This window comes from Rhodovulum sp. FJ3 (genome assembly GCF_032918305.1).
Classification (GTDB): domain Bacteria; phylum Pseudomonadota; class Alphaproteobacteria; order Rhodobacterales; family Rhodobacteraceae; genus SAT37.
Genome location: NZ_JAWJUU010000001.1, coordinates 388,951 through 402,435 on the forward strand (window position 1 = coordinate 388,951; position 13,485 = coordinate 402,435).

Here is a 13,485-nt window from a genome sequence, read left to right on the forward strand (position 1 = left end):
CATAGCCGAAATCACATAGAAATCAGGCGTCGATCAGGCCCGCGCGGGCCTTGCGCCCCTCGGCCCAATCGGCCACCGCAACCCCGAATGCCTCAAACAAGGGGCGGGACACCGGATCACAGGCCGCGCGATATTCGGGATGCCATTGCACCGACATGGTGAACCCCGGTGCGTCCTTGATATAGATCGCCTCGGGCGTGCCATCGGGGGCCAGACCGTCCACGACGACCCGCTCGCCCGGTTCCTTGATCCCCTGCCCGTGTAGCGTGTTGGTCATCACCTCATCCGCGCCGAACAGACGGGCGAACGGCCCGTCCGGCGTGAATGTCACGGGATGGCGCAGGGCGAATTTTTCCTCAATCGTACCATCGGGCGGCATGCGGTGGTTCATCCGCCCCGGCAGATCGCGAATTTCGGGATACAGGGATCCACCCATCGCGACATTGACCTCTTGGAACCCGCGACAAATGCCCAAAAACGGCTGACCGCGTTCGACCAGCGCGCGGATCAGGGGTAGCGTAATCGCATCGCGCGCACGGTCGAAATCGCCGTGTGCCTCGGTTGCGGGTTCACCATATTCCTCGGGATGGACGTTGGGACGCCCGCCGGTGAACAGGAACCCGTCGCAGGTGTCCATCAATTCCTGAATATCGACATAGCGCGGATCAGAGGGCACCAGCAGGGGCAAGGCACCAGATACAAGCGCGACCGCCTCAGAGTTCATCGCGCCGCCGGCGTGCACCTCATAGGTGTCGTTGATAAAATGCTGATTGCCGATGATGCCGACGATGGGCCGTGCCATGAGTGTCCTCTTTGCGCTGTTCGGCTGACTATAGGCAAAGATTTTCTGTAGAAAAAGCGCCCCCGCACACAGTTAATGTGCGGAGGGCACCAAAGTATGAGGACGCGCCGCGCCCTGCCTTAGATTTCGGCAACCAGATTAGCCGCTTCAATCCCTGCTTGTCCGGCGATGGCGTCGTTGTCAGAGGTGTCGCCCGTGACACCGACCGCGCCCATGACGTTGCCACGCGCGTCTTTGACCAGAATGCCACCGGGCACGGGGATCATGGTACCCCCAAAGGCCGAGCGCGCCGCGTCGATGAAATAGGCCTGGGTTTCCGCGCGCGCCATTTGCGCCGTCCCCGCCATGCCCAGCATGACACAGCCATAGGCCTTGCCATGGGCAATCGCGAACCGGCCCGGTGCCGCGTTGTCGGCGCGTTCAAACGCGATGACGTTACCGCCCGCATCCAGAACCACAACCGACAAGGGTTTCAGGTCCATCTCACGGCCTTTTTCCATGGTTTTGCGAATGATGGTGCGCGCCTTGCGCAGGCTGATCGTGGCCATGTTCACTTATCCTTGTTGCGAAGCTTTGAGTTCCAGACGGCGCGCGTGCAGCACCGGTTCGGTATAGCCGGACGGCTGAACCGTGCCCTTGAACACCAGATCACAGGCCGCTTGGAACGCGATGCTGGTGAAATCGGGGGCCATCGGGATATAGGCGGGATCGTCCGCGTTCTGGCGGTCGACGACGGCGGCCATGCGCTGCATCGCGGCCATGACCTGTTCATCGGACACGACACCGTGGTGCAGCCAGTTCGCCATCGCCTGACTGGAAATCCGACAGGTCGCGCGGTCCTCCATCAGGCCGACATCGTGGATATCGGGCACCTTGGAGCAGCCGACCCCCTGATCGACCCAACGCACAACGTAACCCAAAATCCCTTGGGCGTTGTTGTTCAGTTCCTGCTCGATCTCATCCGCATTCCAGTTGACGCCCTTGGCCACCGGAATGGTCAAAAGGTCCTCAAGGCTACCACGGCGGCCCATCGCCTTGATCTCGTCCTGACGGGCAAGGACATCGACCTGATGGTAATGCGTTGCGTGCAGGGTTGCGGCGGTGGGGCTGGGCACCCATGCACAGGTCGCGCCGGATTTCGGGTGGCCGATCTTGGCCGACAGCATATCCGCCATCCGGTCGGGCATGGCCCACATGCCCTTGCCGATCTGCGCGCGCCCTTTCAGGCCGCATTCCAGACCGATATCGACGTTGCGGTCCTCATAGGACGCAATCCACGCGGCGTTTTTCATATCGCCCTTGCGGATCATCGGACCCGCTTCCATCGAGGTGTGAATCTCATCGCCCGTACGGTCAAGGAAACCGGTGTTGATGAAGGCCACGCGGTGCTTGGCGGCGCGGATACATTCCTTGAGGTTCGCACTTGTGCGGCGTTCCTCATCCATGATGCCCAGTTTAACCGTGTATTGCGGCAGGCCCAGCGCGCGCTCGACAAAGGTAAACACCTCATCGGCAAAGGCGACCTCTTCGGGGCCATGCATTTTGGGTTTCACCACATAGACCGAACCGGTGACCGAATTGCGCGCGCCATCGGTTTTTTGGAGGTCGTGCATCGCGATCATCGTGGTGACCATCGCGTCCATCAGACCCTCAAACGCCTCATCACCGTTCTTGTCCAGAATGGCGGGGTTGCGCATCAGGTGGCCAACATTGCGCACCAGCATCAGCGCGCGCCCCTTGAGCGAGGCAGGCGCCCCGTCCATCGCAGTGTAATCAAAATCGGGGTTCAGGCGACGCTCAACCGTGCGATCGCCCTTGGTCAGGGTTTCGACCAGATCACCGCGCATCAGGCCCAGCCAGTTGTAATAGGCCAGCGTCTTGTCCTCGCCATCCACGGCGGCGACCGAATCCTCACAGTCCATGATCGACGACAGCGCGGATTCAAGGATCACATCGGAAATGCCCGCCGGATCGGCCTGACCCACGGGGGTCGAGGCGTCGATTACCAGACGGATGTGCAGGTTGTTGTGTTTGAGAACGATTTGCGACGGCGCGGACGCATCGCCCACATAGCCAATACAGGCCGCCGGATCGGCCAGCGCGGGCACAAGCGAGCCATTCAGAATGCCGACCACATCGACATCGGCCCACGATCCCACCGCCAGAGGCACGGCGGTATCAAGGAACGATTTCGCCCATGCAATCACGCGCGCACCCCGCGCCGCGTCATAACCACCACCGGCGGGCAGATCGCCCATCGCGTCGGTGCCGTAAAGGGCGTCATAGAGGCTGCCCCAACGGGCGTTGGCCGCGTTCAGCGCATAGCGCGCGTTCATGATCGGAACCACCAATTGCGGCCCCGGTTGTTTCGCGAATTCGGGGTCGGTCGCGCCGGTCTCGATTTCAAACGCCTCGCCCTCGGGCAGGAGATAGCCGATCTCGGAGAGAAAATCGCGATAGGCCGCATCGTCGATGTCCGAGCCGCGGTTGGCCACATGCCATGCATCGATTTTCGATTGGATTTCGTCACGTTTGGCCAACAGCGCAGCGTTGCGCGGGCCGAAATCGTGGATCAACTCGGACAGAGACGCCCAAAACGCATCCACCGACACACCCGTCCCCGGCAGGGCTTGGGTCTCAATAAAATTGGCCAACTTGGCGTCGACCTGCAATCCGTTGCGGATTTCACGTGTCATGGCATCCCTCGTCTGTATCGCGCGCCATCGCGCAAAGGCAAACGAGAGATAGCCCCAAGTCCGGTCAGATGCAATATTTTGGTAAGTTAATTACACCAATTGTCGCGACTGACTTATTGTACGGCGCATTTTCCCTTGGCGCCGTTGGTGGTTTGGTAACCGGCCTGACCGTCAAGGTTCGAACTATACGTTCCGTTGCTGGTAAAGAAAACTGTCCTCAAGGACCAGCCGCTATCGAATTCAAAGTACAGCTTTACCTTTTTGCCGTCACGCACGACCTTGCCGGGACCATAGGTGCTGTCGACCACCTCATCGCCCTCGATGATATAGACCGTTTCTACGGGAAATGTCTGTTCGGCGTAAACCTTGTTCCGGAAGCCATTTCCGCTGAGATAATCACGCTCGCACACAAGCACCTCAGCAGAGGCCCCAGTGGCCGTCAGAACAGTTGCGATAGCGGCAATCGCCAATTTTTTCATACCCGTTTTCCCTATTGAACCCGCAAACACATTTTCGGCTTGCACGAAATTGTTAACAAGTACATCGCGCGCAATACAACCCATAATTGAGTTTGCTTCGATCACATTTTCGGCCCCCAGTCGCTTGCAGGACACCCGCGTTCGCGCCACATTGATCAAAAGAACAATGGAAGCCTTCATGCCCGACACCCCCAAAAGCGCCGCCGCCGAAACTATATACCTGCGGGATTATACCGCGTTCGGATGGACGGTGACGTCGGTCCACCTGACCTTTGACCTCGCCCCGAACGCCACGCGGGTCACGACGAAAATCGCCTTTGCCCCGAACCCCGATGCGCCCGCACAGCCCTTTACCCTGATGGGCGAGGACCTGACCCTGATCTCGGCGCGGATCGACGGGGTTACGGTGACGCCAACCCTGCACCCCGGCGGGTTGACCGTGGATGTGCCCGATGCCCCGTTCATCTGGGAGGCCGAGGTCGAAATCGACCCCGCCAGCAACACCGCGCTTGAAGGGCTCTATATGTCGAATGGCATGTATTGCACCCAATGCGAGGCCGAGGGGTTTCGCAAGATCACCTACTACCCCGACCGTCCCGATGTGATGGCACCCTATAGCGTGCGGGTGAATAGCGACCTGCCGGTGCTGCTGTCGAACGGCAACCCCGTGGCGCAGGGTGACGGGTTCGCCGAATGGGACGACCCATGGCCGAAACCGTCCTACCTGTTCGCGCTGGTCGCGGGTGATCTGGTCGCGCATTCGGACCGGATCACCACCATGTCGGGCCGCGAGGTCGCCCTGAACATCTGGGTCCGTCCAGGGGATGAGGACAAATGCGCCTATGCGATGGACGCGCTGAAACGGTCGATGATCTGGGACGAACAGGTCTATGGCCGCGAATACGACTTGGACGTTTTCAACATTGTGGCTGTAGATGACTTCAATATGGGCGCGATGGAGAACAAGGGCTTGAACATTTTCAACTCCAAGTTCGTTTTGGCCAGTGCCGAGACCGCGACCGACGCGGACTTTGCGCGGATCGAGTCAATCATCGCACACGAGTATTTCCACAACTGGACCGGCAACCGGATCACCTGTCGCGATTGGTTTCAGCTGTGCCTGAAAGAGGGCCTGACGGTCTATCGCGACCAACAGTTCTCGGGCGACATGCGCAGCCACGCGGTTCAGCGGATTGAGGATGTTCTGATGCTGCGCGCGCGTCAGTTCCGTGAGGACAACGGCCCGCTGGCTCATCCTGTGCGACCTGACCACTATGTTGAAATCAATAACTTTTACACCGCCACGGTCTATGAAAAAGGGGCCGAGGTAATCGGCATGCTGCGCACCCTTGTGGGCGAGGACGGGTATCGCGACGCGCTGAACCTGTACTTTGATCGCCATGACGGGGATGCGTCCACGATCGAGGATTGGTTGAAGGTGTTCGAGGACGCGACTGGCCGCGACCTTGGCCAGTTCAAACGCTGGTACACGCAATCGGGCACGCCGCGTCTGACGCTCAATGAACGCTTTAACGATGGCACATATGAAATTGATATAAAACAGGAAGTTCCTGAAACGAAAAACCAAGCCGATCCGCAACCGTTGCACATTCCGGTGGCGATTGGCCTGTTGTCCCCGAACGGGGATGAGGTGGTTCCGACGCAGATTCTGGAACTGACCGAGACGCAACAGACGTTCCGGTTCGATGGCTTGGGCGCCGCGCCGGTTGCATCGGTGTTGCGCAATTTCTCGGCCCCTGTGATCGTCAACCGCGCGGGTGGCGCGGATCAGAATGCGTTCCTGTTGGCCCATGACACCGACCCCTTCAACAAATGGGAGGCCGGTCGCGCCCTGTCGAAATCGGTTCTGCTGGACCTGTTGAACGGGGATGACGCGGGCGTCGCGGGCTATGTCGATGCCATGGCGCAGGTCATCACCGACGACGCGCTGGACCCGGCGTTCCGCGCGCTGACCCTTGGCCTGCCGTCCGAGGATGATCTGGCGCAATCCGTGTTCGACGGCGGCTGCACCCCCGATCCGATGGCGATCTACGACGCGCTTGGCATCTTGCGGGGCGCGATGGCGGCGGGGTTGGAAACACCCCTGCGCGCGATATACGCCGAGATGCACACGCCGGGCGCCTATTCGCCGGACGCGGGTCCCGCAGGGCGGCGGGCGCTGCGCGGGGCGGCTCTGGGCCTGTTGAGCCGCATTGATGGCGGCGCTTTGGCCCGCGCGCATTACGATGGTGCGGACAATATGACCGACAGTCTGGCCGCGCTGTCTGCCCTGTTGCGCATCGGTCAGGGGCAGGATCAGATCGACGCCTTCTATGCGAAATGGGCGGATGACCGGTTGGTTCTGGACAAGTGGTTCATGATGCAGGTCGCCCTTGCCCCGCCCGAAACCGCCGCCAAGATCGCGGAAAACCTGTCCCGACATCCGGCGTTCGACTGGAAAAACCCCAACCGGTTCCGGTCGCTGATCGGGGGGCTGACGTCGAACGCGGCGGGGTTCCATGCGGCGGACGGCGCGGGATACCGGTTTGTGGCGGAATGGCTGATGCGGCTCGACCCGAAAAACCCGCAGACGGCGGCGCGCATGTCGACCGCGTTTGAAACCTGGCGGCGATACGATGCGGATCGTCAGGACCTGATCCGTGAACAGTTGAACCGCATCGCCGCCATGACCCCGATCAGCCGCGATATGGGCGAAATGGTGGGTCGGATGTTAAACGCCTAGACCGCTTGTCATGGGAACGTCACCGAACTGTGGTGACGTTCCCCCATGAAGGACAGAATCGACCCCCTGATTGCGGAACGTGCGCCGTGGCTGTTTGGTGACGGCGCGCCGACCAAGCTTGCCCATGCCGCGCTGACGCGGATGTTGGGCTATGGCAAGACCGTCGCGATCGGCGAGGCGATTGAGCACCACCCAGCCCCCATGATCATGGACGAAATGGCCACGCTCCTGGCCAAGGACCTAAGCGTGACGGGGCTGGACAATATCCCGCGTCAGGGGCCCGCGTTGATCGTGGCGAACCACCCGACGGGCATTGCCGACGGGATCATGATGTGGTCGGCCCTATCCGCGATCCGGCCCGACCTGTTTTTCTATGCAAATAGCGACATCATCCGCGTCCTGCCCCAGATGGCGCAGATCATCGCCCCCGTCGAATGGCGTCCCGAAAAGCGCAGCCATGGCAAGACCCGCGAAACCATGGCCTATACGCGCAAGGCGATTTCCGAGGACCGTCTTGGGGTGATCTTTCCGTCCGGACGTCTGGCGAAACGGCGCGGGCTGCGCCTGTACGAACGGCCATGGATGTCCTCGGCGGCGATGATCGCGCGCAAGTTCGAGTTGCCCGTGATCCCCGTGAACATCCGCGCGCGCAACTCGGTCCTGTTTTACCTGTTCGACCTGATGCACCCGACGCTGCGCGACATCACCCTGTTTCACGAGACGCTGAACAAGGGGCGTCAGCCCTATGAGATCACGTTCGGCCCCGCCATTTCGCCCAGCGCCCTGCCCGCGAAATCGGACGACGGCATTGCCATGCTGCGCGAGGCGACGCTGGCCCTTGGCGGGCGGCACGCGCCGACGGTTAGCCTGTTGGACAGCACACGCAAACCCAAATGGGTGCGTGCGGCGCAACTGGGTTAACCCTATCGGTTCATCCTATGGTCGCAGGCACCGGTTGCGCAAACGGTCTTGCCCCGCCCAAATCCCGCCCGCATAAGGCCGCCCCGTGGGACCATGGGAGGCACAGATGAAGAAATTCGTAGCGGCAAAACTGCACGGTATCACCGTGACCGAGGCGGACCTGAACTATCACGGGTCGATCACGCTGGACCCCGACCATTGTGAGGCCGCGGGCATCCTGCCGATGGAATTCGTCGACATCTGGAACAAACAATCCGGCGCGCGGATTTCGACCTATGTGATCTATGGCACCCGCGGCGAACGTCAGTGCATCCTGAACGGGGCGGCGGCGCGCACCTGTCAGGTGGGGGATCAGTTGATCATCTGTTCCAACGATTTTCTGGACGCGGGTGCGGTCACCGAGATTGCGCCGACGGTTCTGACGTTCACGCCCGAGAACGAGGTGGACGAGATCCTGACCTACAAGGCGCAGCGCGATGAGGCAGGCAAACTGACCTTCGACATCCTGAAAGACGATCAGGCCCAGCCGATCCCCTATCGCGCCAAAACCGCCTGATTACTTCTGGCAATAGGGCTGAGTCCGGACCCAAGTGCGAATGTCCTCGCGCTTGGCCGAACTGTGGAACGGGCCCCAATCGGCGGCAAAGCCACGGCCACCTGCGGCCACAACCCCGTCGCGCGGTACCGTATGCGCGGCGATGCGGATCGCGCAGGACAGGTTCGCCGATCCGTCCTTCAGGGCATCGCCCGTCGTCGCCGCACATCCATATCCGCGCGCGGTGGCCGGTGCGATCTGGACCAGACCGAACCATTTGCCACCACCACCGACGGCCTGCGGGTTCCATGTGCTTTCGTGTTTGGCCAAGGACGACAGCATCCCCGCCCAGAACGCATCGCGTTGCGATTTGGGGGCGTCGGGATAGGCGGGGCACCATGCCTCAATATCCTCGGGGACCAGATCCGACAGGGCCTGACCATGCGCATCCAGCGCGGCCAGCGTCGCGCGGGTCCAGCGCGCCGCCTGTTCAGGTGCCCGCACCGTGTCCCAGCGCATCACCGGCAATGCTCCGAAATTCGCCCGTTCAACCGTTTCGGGCGCGCCGCCTGAACATCCTGCCAAAACAACGACCGCCGAAATCGCGGCCCACTTGCGCCAACCCATGGCCCAGAATCCTTGTGGTTTCACCGTCGGTCACGTTTTCCAGAAACACCGGATCGGGCAAGTCAATCGCGCGCCACCCGTCCAAATCGGCAATTCCCCGCCGCGGATCGGCGCGAAGTGACCGGAAATCGCGCCGATGGGGGTCGGCAACACTTGCCCCTAGGCCGCCCCTGTCCTAGAACGCAGGACGATCTTAGATGCACGCGGAATTGCTATGCTTGACCTCACCTATGAATCCCCGAAACCCAAAGTCATTGCCGGCGCCAAGCACGACTGGGAACTGGTCATTGGCCTTGAGGTGCACGCACAGGTGGCCAGCAAGGCCAAACTGTTTTCCGGTGCCTCGACCAAATTCGGTGCCGAACCCAACGCCAACGTGGCGTTTGTGGACGCGGCCATGCCCGGCATGTTGCCGGTGATTAACGAATTCTGTGTCGAACAGGCCGTGCGCACCGGTCTGGGTCTCAAGGCCGAGATTAATCTGGTCTCCGCCTTTGACCGTAAGAACTATTTCTACCCCGACTTGCCGCAGGGCTATCAGATTTCGCAGCTGTATCACCCCATCGTGGGCGAAGGCGAAGTCATCGTCGATATGGGACCCGGCGTGGCGCGCCGCGTGCGCATCGAACGCATCCACATCGAACAGGACGCCGGTAAATCCATCCACGACATGGACCCGCATATGTCCTTTGTCGACCTGAACCGGACCGGCGTTGCCCTGATGGAAATCGTCAGCCGCCCCGACATCCGTGGCCCCGAAGAGGCCGCCGCCTATGTCGGCAAACTGCGTCAGATCATGCGCTATCTGGGCACCTGTGACGGCAACATGCAAAACGGCAACCTGCGCGCCGACGTGAACGTGTCGATCTGCCGTCCGGGCGATTACGAGAAATTCATCGAAACCGGTGATTTCGGCGTTCTGGGCACGCGCTGCGAGATCAAGAACATGAACTCGATGCGCTTTATCCAGCAGGCCATCGAGTATGAGGCCCGCCGCCAGATCGCGATCGTCGAGGACGGTGGCAAGGTCGATCAGGAAACCCGCCTCTATGATCCGGACAAGGGCGAAACGCGCTCGATGCGGTCCAAGGAAGAGGCGCATGATTACCGCTACTTCCCCTGCCCCGATCTGTTGCCGCTGGAAATCGAGCAGGCATGGGTCGATGACATCGCCGCCAACCTGCCCGAACTGCCGGACGAGAAAAAGGCGCGCTTTGTCACCGAATTCGGCCTGACCGAATATGACGCCAACGTCCTGACCGCCGACACCGAGAACGCCGCGTTTTTTGAGGCCGTGGCCGAGGGCCGCGACGGCAAGCTGGCCGCGAACTGGGTCATCAACGAGTTGTTCGGTCGTCTGAAAAAGGACGACAAGGACATCGGTGACAGCCCCGTTTCGCCCGAGCAACTGGGCAAGATCATCGGCCTGATTTCGTCCGACGCCATCAGCGGCAAAATCGCCAAGGACCTGTTTGAAATCGTCTACACCGAAGGCGGCGACCCCGAGGCCATCGTCGAAGAACGTGGCATGAAGCAGGTCACCGACACCGGCGCGATTGAGGCGGCTGTGGATCAGATCATCGCGGACAACCCCGCGCAGGTTGAAAAGGCGAAACAGAACCCGAAACTGGCGGGCTGGTTTGTCGGTCAGGTGATGAAGGCCACGGGCGGCAAGGCCAACCCCAAGGCCGTAAACGAGATCATCTCGGCCAAGCTGGGCCTCTAAGGTCCGGCGCGTCGATCACAACTTTGGGGGTTGCCCCGTCCGGCCTTGGTCGGGGCGCCCGTATCTGGTACCTCCACCCCGCAAGGGACCCCTACCCACTAAGGGACGGTGAATGCACGTGAATTACGAATACAAAGTTGTACCCGCCCCCCATCGCGGGGAACGCGCCAAGGGCGTCAAAGGCACCGAGGCGCGGTTCGCCCTCAGCCTTGGCAACACGATCAACGCGCAGGCCGCCGAGGGTTGGGAATACGTGCGCGCCGAGACGTTACCCTGCGAAGAGCGCAGCGGCCTTACGGGCAAAACAACGACGTTCATGAACATGTTGGTGTTCCGCCGCGCGGTTGAAGTAGCCGCCCCTGCTGAGGTTCCGGTCGAAACGCCCGTAGTCGTCTCTGACGATGCGGAGACGGTCGAAGAACCGGTTATGAACGGCAGCGCGGACACCGAAACGCCCGCCGACACCGACCGCGCCAGCGCCTAAGCAAGCCCGAAACACCCGAAAATTGTGATGTGAAATTCACGGGTTTTTTGCCCGTGACCTCTTCTATCTGCGGCGTAAAACACTACAATCGTCGCTCCGAGTCGAAATGGTGGCAGATCATGCGAAAAAGCGATCCCTTCGGATTCGATATTTCTGTGTCCGCGGACAAGAAAAAACGCACGCGCGGCAAGCGCGGCATGTCCGGTGCGTTCGAGACATCCAAGCGGGTGTGCGAGCATCCGGGCTGTCAAGAGTCCGGACAATACCGCGCGCCCCGTTCGCCCGATCATCTGGATGAATACCTGTGGTTCTGTAAGGACCACGTGCGCGAATATAACCTCAAGTGGAACTTCTTTAACGGCACCACCGAAGAGGAAATGAACGCGCAGATCGACAAGGATCGCGTCTGGGAACGAGAAACAAAACCGTTCTCGCGCAGCACCGAGGAACAGCGCGCTTGGGCCCGTCTGGGTGTTGATGACCCGCATCAGGTGCTGGGCGACAATGCGACGCGCAACCCCGGCAAAACCGATCCCGGTGCGGCGACCCGCCGCCTGCCCCCCAAGGAACGCAAGGCGCTGGAAATTCTGGACGCGCGCGACCATTGGACCAAGGCCGAGATCCGCAAACAGTATAAATCGCTGGTCAAGGACCTGCACCCCGACATGAATGGCGGCAACCGCGCGGACGAGGATCGCCTGCAAGAGGTCGTCTGGGCATGGGATCAGATTAAGGACAGCCGCAGCTTTGCATAAGGGATGATCTGTTTGGTGTCGCTGCGTGATTTGACGCGGCTTCCCCTTGCACCCCCGCGCGATATGCTCCACTAAATCCACATGGCCTGCGCAATACTGCGCGGGAGAGGTTTGAATATGGCGGACGGACGTATGGAATTTAATGCGAAACCCACCGAAGAAGTTTCGGTTCGCGAGGTCTTTGGCATCGACAGTGACATGACTGTCAAAGGGTTTGCAGAAGGTTCGGACCGTGTGCCGGATCTGGATTCGACCTATAAATTCGATCCCGACACCACGCTGGCCATCCTCGCAGGCTTTAACCACAACCGTCGCGTGATGGTTCAGGGCTATCACGGGACAGGCAAATCGACCCACATCGAACAGGTCGCCGCGCGTCTCAACTGGCCCTGTGTGCGCGTCAACCTCGACAGCCACATCAGCCGGATCGACCTGATCGGTAAGGACGCGATCAAGCTGCGCGATGGCAAACAGGTCACCGAATTCCACGAAGGCATCCTGCCGTGGGCGCTGCGCAATCCGGTTGCGATTGTGTTCGACGAATACGATGCGGGCCGCGCGGACGTGATGTTCGTGATCCAGCGCGTTCTGGAACATGACGGCAAACTGACCCTGCTGGATCAGAACGAGATCATCACGCCGAACCCCTATTTCCGTCTGTTCGCGACGGCAAACACCGTGGGTCTGGGAGATACGACCGGCCTTTATCACGGCACCCAGCAGATCAACCAAGCCCAAATGGACCGCTGGTCGCTGGTGGCGACGTTGAACTATCTGTCGCATGACGCCGAGACGGCGATCGTGATTGCCAAGAACCCGACCTACAACACCGAAAAGGGCCGCAAGATCATCAGCCAGATGGTCACCGTTGCCGACCTGACCCGAACCGCGTTCATGAACGGCGATCTGTCGACGGTGATGAGCCCGCGGACCGTGATCGGCTGGGCCCAGAACGCGTCGATCTTCCGCGATGTGGGCTATGCGTTCCGCCTGACCTTCCTCAACAAATGTGATGAGCTTGAGCGTCAGACCGTCGCCGAGTTCTATCAACGTTGTTTCGACGAGGAACTGCCCGAAAGCGCGGCAAGCATGAGCCTCGGCTAAGATACTCCACCATAGAGAGCATGATTTAGCGGCGCCTTTGGGCGCCGTTTTTTGTTGCGTTAACGGGGCGTTACCGCACCGACGCAACGCAAAAAAAACTATCTTAACAATATTTTTTCAATATCTTTTGTATATACATTATTGACTGTAAACTTTTCTGTCATAGGATTGTTACATGACCAGAGTGTTTCGCATTTCCCTTTGCGGCGCGGCAGTTTCTGTTCTTATGGCTGCCTCGGCCCCGCCCTTTCCTGTAAGCGCGCATGCCCGCGCTGAGGTGTTTGCAACCTGCGCCGGACGTTTGGCGGCGCTGGCCACCAATCAGGCCTCTCTTGGCAATCCCGATCACAAACGCACCTCGCAGGCCCGCGATCTGTTCGACACCATGCTTGAGGCAACGATTCCCGCCGCGCTGGATGACGGGGTGCCGGATAACGTGCCCGGCCTGTGGCGATCAGCCGGATGGGCGGAAATCGCCAGCCTGCTGAACGACATGCACTACAGTCTGGACAACGGGCGATCCAACCGCGCGAAAAGCGCGATCGAGGCGCGGATCACCGATTGTGAGCGTCTGGTTCTGTAACTATTTTCAAAACGCCCTATAGATAATCGA

At 60.4% G+C, this 13,485-nt stretch carries 13 protein-coding genes; 8 read left to right on the plus strand and 5 right to left on the minus strand.

The genetic code is table 11. The features are described 5' to 3' along the window. Positions 1 to 22: 22 nt before the first annotated feature. The 4 genes from R1W00_RS01905 to R1W00_RS01920 form a co-directional block, all read right to left on the minus strand. A complete protein-coding gene (locus R1W00_RS01905; protein WP_317261021.1) occupies positions 23 to 802 on the minus strand; it encodes a gamma-glutamyl-gamma-aminobutyrate hydrolase family protein in 780 nt (259 codons plus the stop codon). A gap of 119 nt (positions 803 to 921) precedes the next feature. Beyond that, complete coding sequence (locus R1W00_RS01910) at positions 922 to 1,350, minus strand: GlcG/HbpS family heme-binding protein (RefSeq protein WP_317261022.1); 429 nt, start codon at positions 1,348 to 1,350, stop codon at positions 922 to 924. Between the two features lie 6 nt (positions 1,351 to 1,356). Continuing rightward, a complete protein-coding gene (locus R1W00_RS01915; RefSeq protein WP_317261023.1) occupies positions 1,357 to 3,498 on the minus strand; it encodes a malate synthase G in 2,142 nt (713 codons plus the stop codon). 113 nt (positions 3,499 to 3,611) lie between these two features. Further along, positions 3,612 to 4,157 carry a hypothetical protein gene (locus R1W00_RS01920; RefSeq protein ID WP_317261024.1) on the minus strand — a complete coding sequence of 182 codons (546 nt, stop codon included), beginning with the start codon at positions 4,155 to 4,157 and terminating at the stop codon, positions 3,612 to 3,614. Here R1W00_RS01920 and pepN point away from each other — a divergent pair. The 3 genes from pepN to panD all read left to right on the plus strand — a co-directional run bounded on the left by pepN (position 4,156) and on the right by panD (position 8,197). Further along, the gene (pepN, locus tag R1W00_RS01925; RefSeq protein ID WP_317261025.1) at positions 4,156 to 6,720 is read left to right on the plus strand and encodes an aminopeptidase N; all 2,565 of its coding nucleotides are present in this window, start codon (positions 4,156 to 4,158) and stop codon (positions 6,718 to 6,720) included. The genes R1W00_RS01920 and pepN overlap by 2 nt on opposite strands. Positions 6,721 to 6,765: 45 nt before the next feature. Beyond that, positions 6,766 to 7,641 carry a lysophospholipid acyltransferase family protein gene (locus R1W00_RS01930; protein ID WP_317261026.1) on the plus strand — a complete coding sequence of 292 codons (876 nt, stop codon included), beginning with the start codon at positions 6,766 to 6,768 and terminating at the stop codon, positions 7,639 to 7,641. Positions 7,642 to 7,747: 106 nt separating this feature from the next. Then, positions 7,748 to 8,197: an aspartate 1-decarboxylase gene (panD, locus tag R1W00_RS01935; RefSeq protein ID WP_317261027.1), complete on the plus strand. Its 450-nt coding sequence runs from the start codon at positions 7,748 to 7,750 to the stop codon at positions 8,195 to 8,197. Here the strand turns inward: panD and R1W00_RS01940 are convergent, their stop codons facing one another. After that, on the minus strand, positions 8,198 to 8,803 hold the full coding sequence (locus R1W00_RS01940; RefSeq protein WP_317261028.1) for a transglycosylase SLT domain-containing protein: 606 nt from the start codon (positions 8,801 to 8,803) through the stop codon (positions 8,198 to 8,200). A gap of 214 nt (positions 8,804 to 9,017) precedes the next feature. Between R1W00_RS01940 and gatB the strand changes: the two genes are divergently transcribed. The 5 genes from gatB to R1W00_RS01965 all read left to right on the plus strand — a co-directional run bounded on the left by gatB (position 9,018) and on the right by R1W00_RS01965 (position 13,455). Continuing rightward, entirely contained in the window at positions 9,018 to 10,529 is a 1,512-nt protein-coding gene (gene gatB / locus R1W00_RS01945) for an Asp-tRNA(Asn)/Glu-tRNA(Gln) amidotransferase subunit GatB (protein WP_317261029.1), read from the plus strand. Between the two features lie 112 nt (positions 10,530 to 10,641). Continuing rightward, entirely contained in the window at positions 10,642 to 11,013 is a 372-nt protein-coding gene (locus R1W00_RS01950; protein WP_317261030.1) for a DUF4177 domain-containing protein, read from the plus strand. A 119-nt stretch (positions 11,014 to 11,132) separates the two neighbouring features. Continuing rightward, positions 11,133 to 11,768 (plus strand): J domain-containing protein, encoded by a 636-nt coding sequence (locus R1W00_RS01955; RefSeq protein ID WP_317261031.1) that lies wholly within the window; start codon positions 11,133 to 11,135, stop codon positions 11,766 to 11,768. 117 nt (positions 11,769 to 11,885) lie between these two features. Further along, complete coding sequence (gene cobS, locus R1W00_RS01960; RefSeq protein ID WP_317261032.1) at positions 11,886 to 12,872, plus strand: cobaltochelatase subunit CobS; 987 nt, start codon at positions 11,886 to 11,888, stop codon at positions 12,870 to 12,872. Positions 12,873 to 13,047: 175 nt separating this feature from the next. After that, a complete protein-coding gene (locus R1W00_RS01965; RefSeq protein WP_317261033.1) occupies positions 13,048 to 13,455 on the plus strand; it encodes a hypothetical protein in 408 nt (135 codons plus the stop codon). The last annotated feature ends 30 nt before the right edge of the window (positions 13,456 to 13,485 follow it).

Coding starts and splice junctions, on each gene's coding strand:
- R1W00_RS01905 (WP_317261021.1), bottom strand. CDS start 802: ATGGCACGGCCCATCGTCGGCATCATCGGCAATCAGCATTTTATCAAC.
- R1W00_RS01910 (WP_317261022.1), bottom strand. CDS start 1,350: ATGGCCACGATCAGCCTGCGCAAGGCGCGCACCATCATTCGCAAAACC.
- R1W00_RS01915 (WP_317261023.1), bottom strand. CDS start 3,498: ATGACACGTGAAATCCGCAACGGATTGCAGGTCGACGCCAAGTTGGCC.
- pepN (WP_317261025.1), top strand. CDS start 4,156: ATGCCCGACACCCCCAAAAGCGCCGCCGCCGAAACTATATACCTGCGG.
- R1W00_RS01920 (WP_317261024.1), bottom strand. CDS start 4,157: ATGAAGGCTTCCATTGTTCTTTTGATCAATGTGGCGCGAACGCGGGTG.
- R1W00_RS01930 (WP_317261026.1), top strand. CDS start 6,766: ATGAAGGACAGAATCGACCCCCTGATTGCGGAACGTGCGCCGTGGCTG.
- panD (WP_317261027.1), top strand. CDS start 7,748: ATGAAGAAATTCGTAGCGGCAAAACTGCACGGTATCACCGTGACCGAG.
- R1W00_RS01940 (WP_317261028.1), bottom strand. CDS start 8,803: ATGGGTTGGCGCAAGTGGGCCGCGATTTCGGCGGTCGTTGTTTTGGCA.
- gatB (WP_317261029.1), top strand. CDS start 9,018: ATGCTTGACCTCACCTATGAATCCCCGAAACCCAAAGTCATTGCCGGC.
- R1W00_RS01950 (WP_317261030.1), top strand. CDS start 10,642: ATGCACGTGAATTACGAATACAAAGTTGTACCCGCCCCCCATCGCGGG.
- R1W00_RS01955 (WP_317261031.1), top strand. CDS start 11,133: ATGCGAAAAAGCGATCCCTTCGGATTCGATATTTCTGTGTCCGCGGAC.
- cobS (WP_317261032.1), top strand. CDS start 11,886: ATGGCGGACGGACGTATGGAATTTAATGCGAAACCCACCGAAGAAGTT.
- R1W00_RS01965 (WP_317261033.1), top strand. CDS start 13,048: ATGACCAGAGTGTTTCGCATTTCCCTTTGCGGCGCGGCAGTTTCTGTT.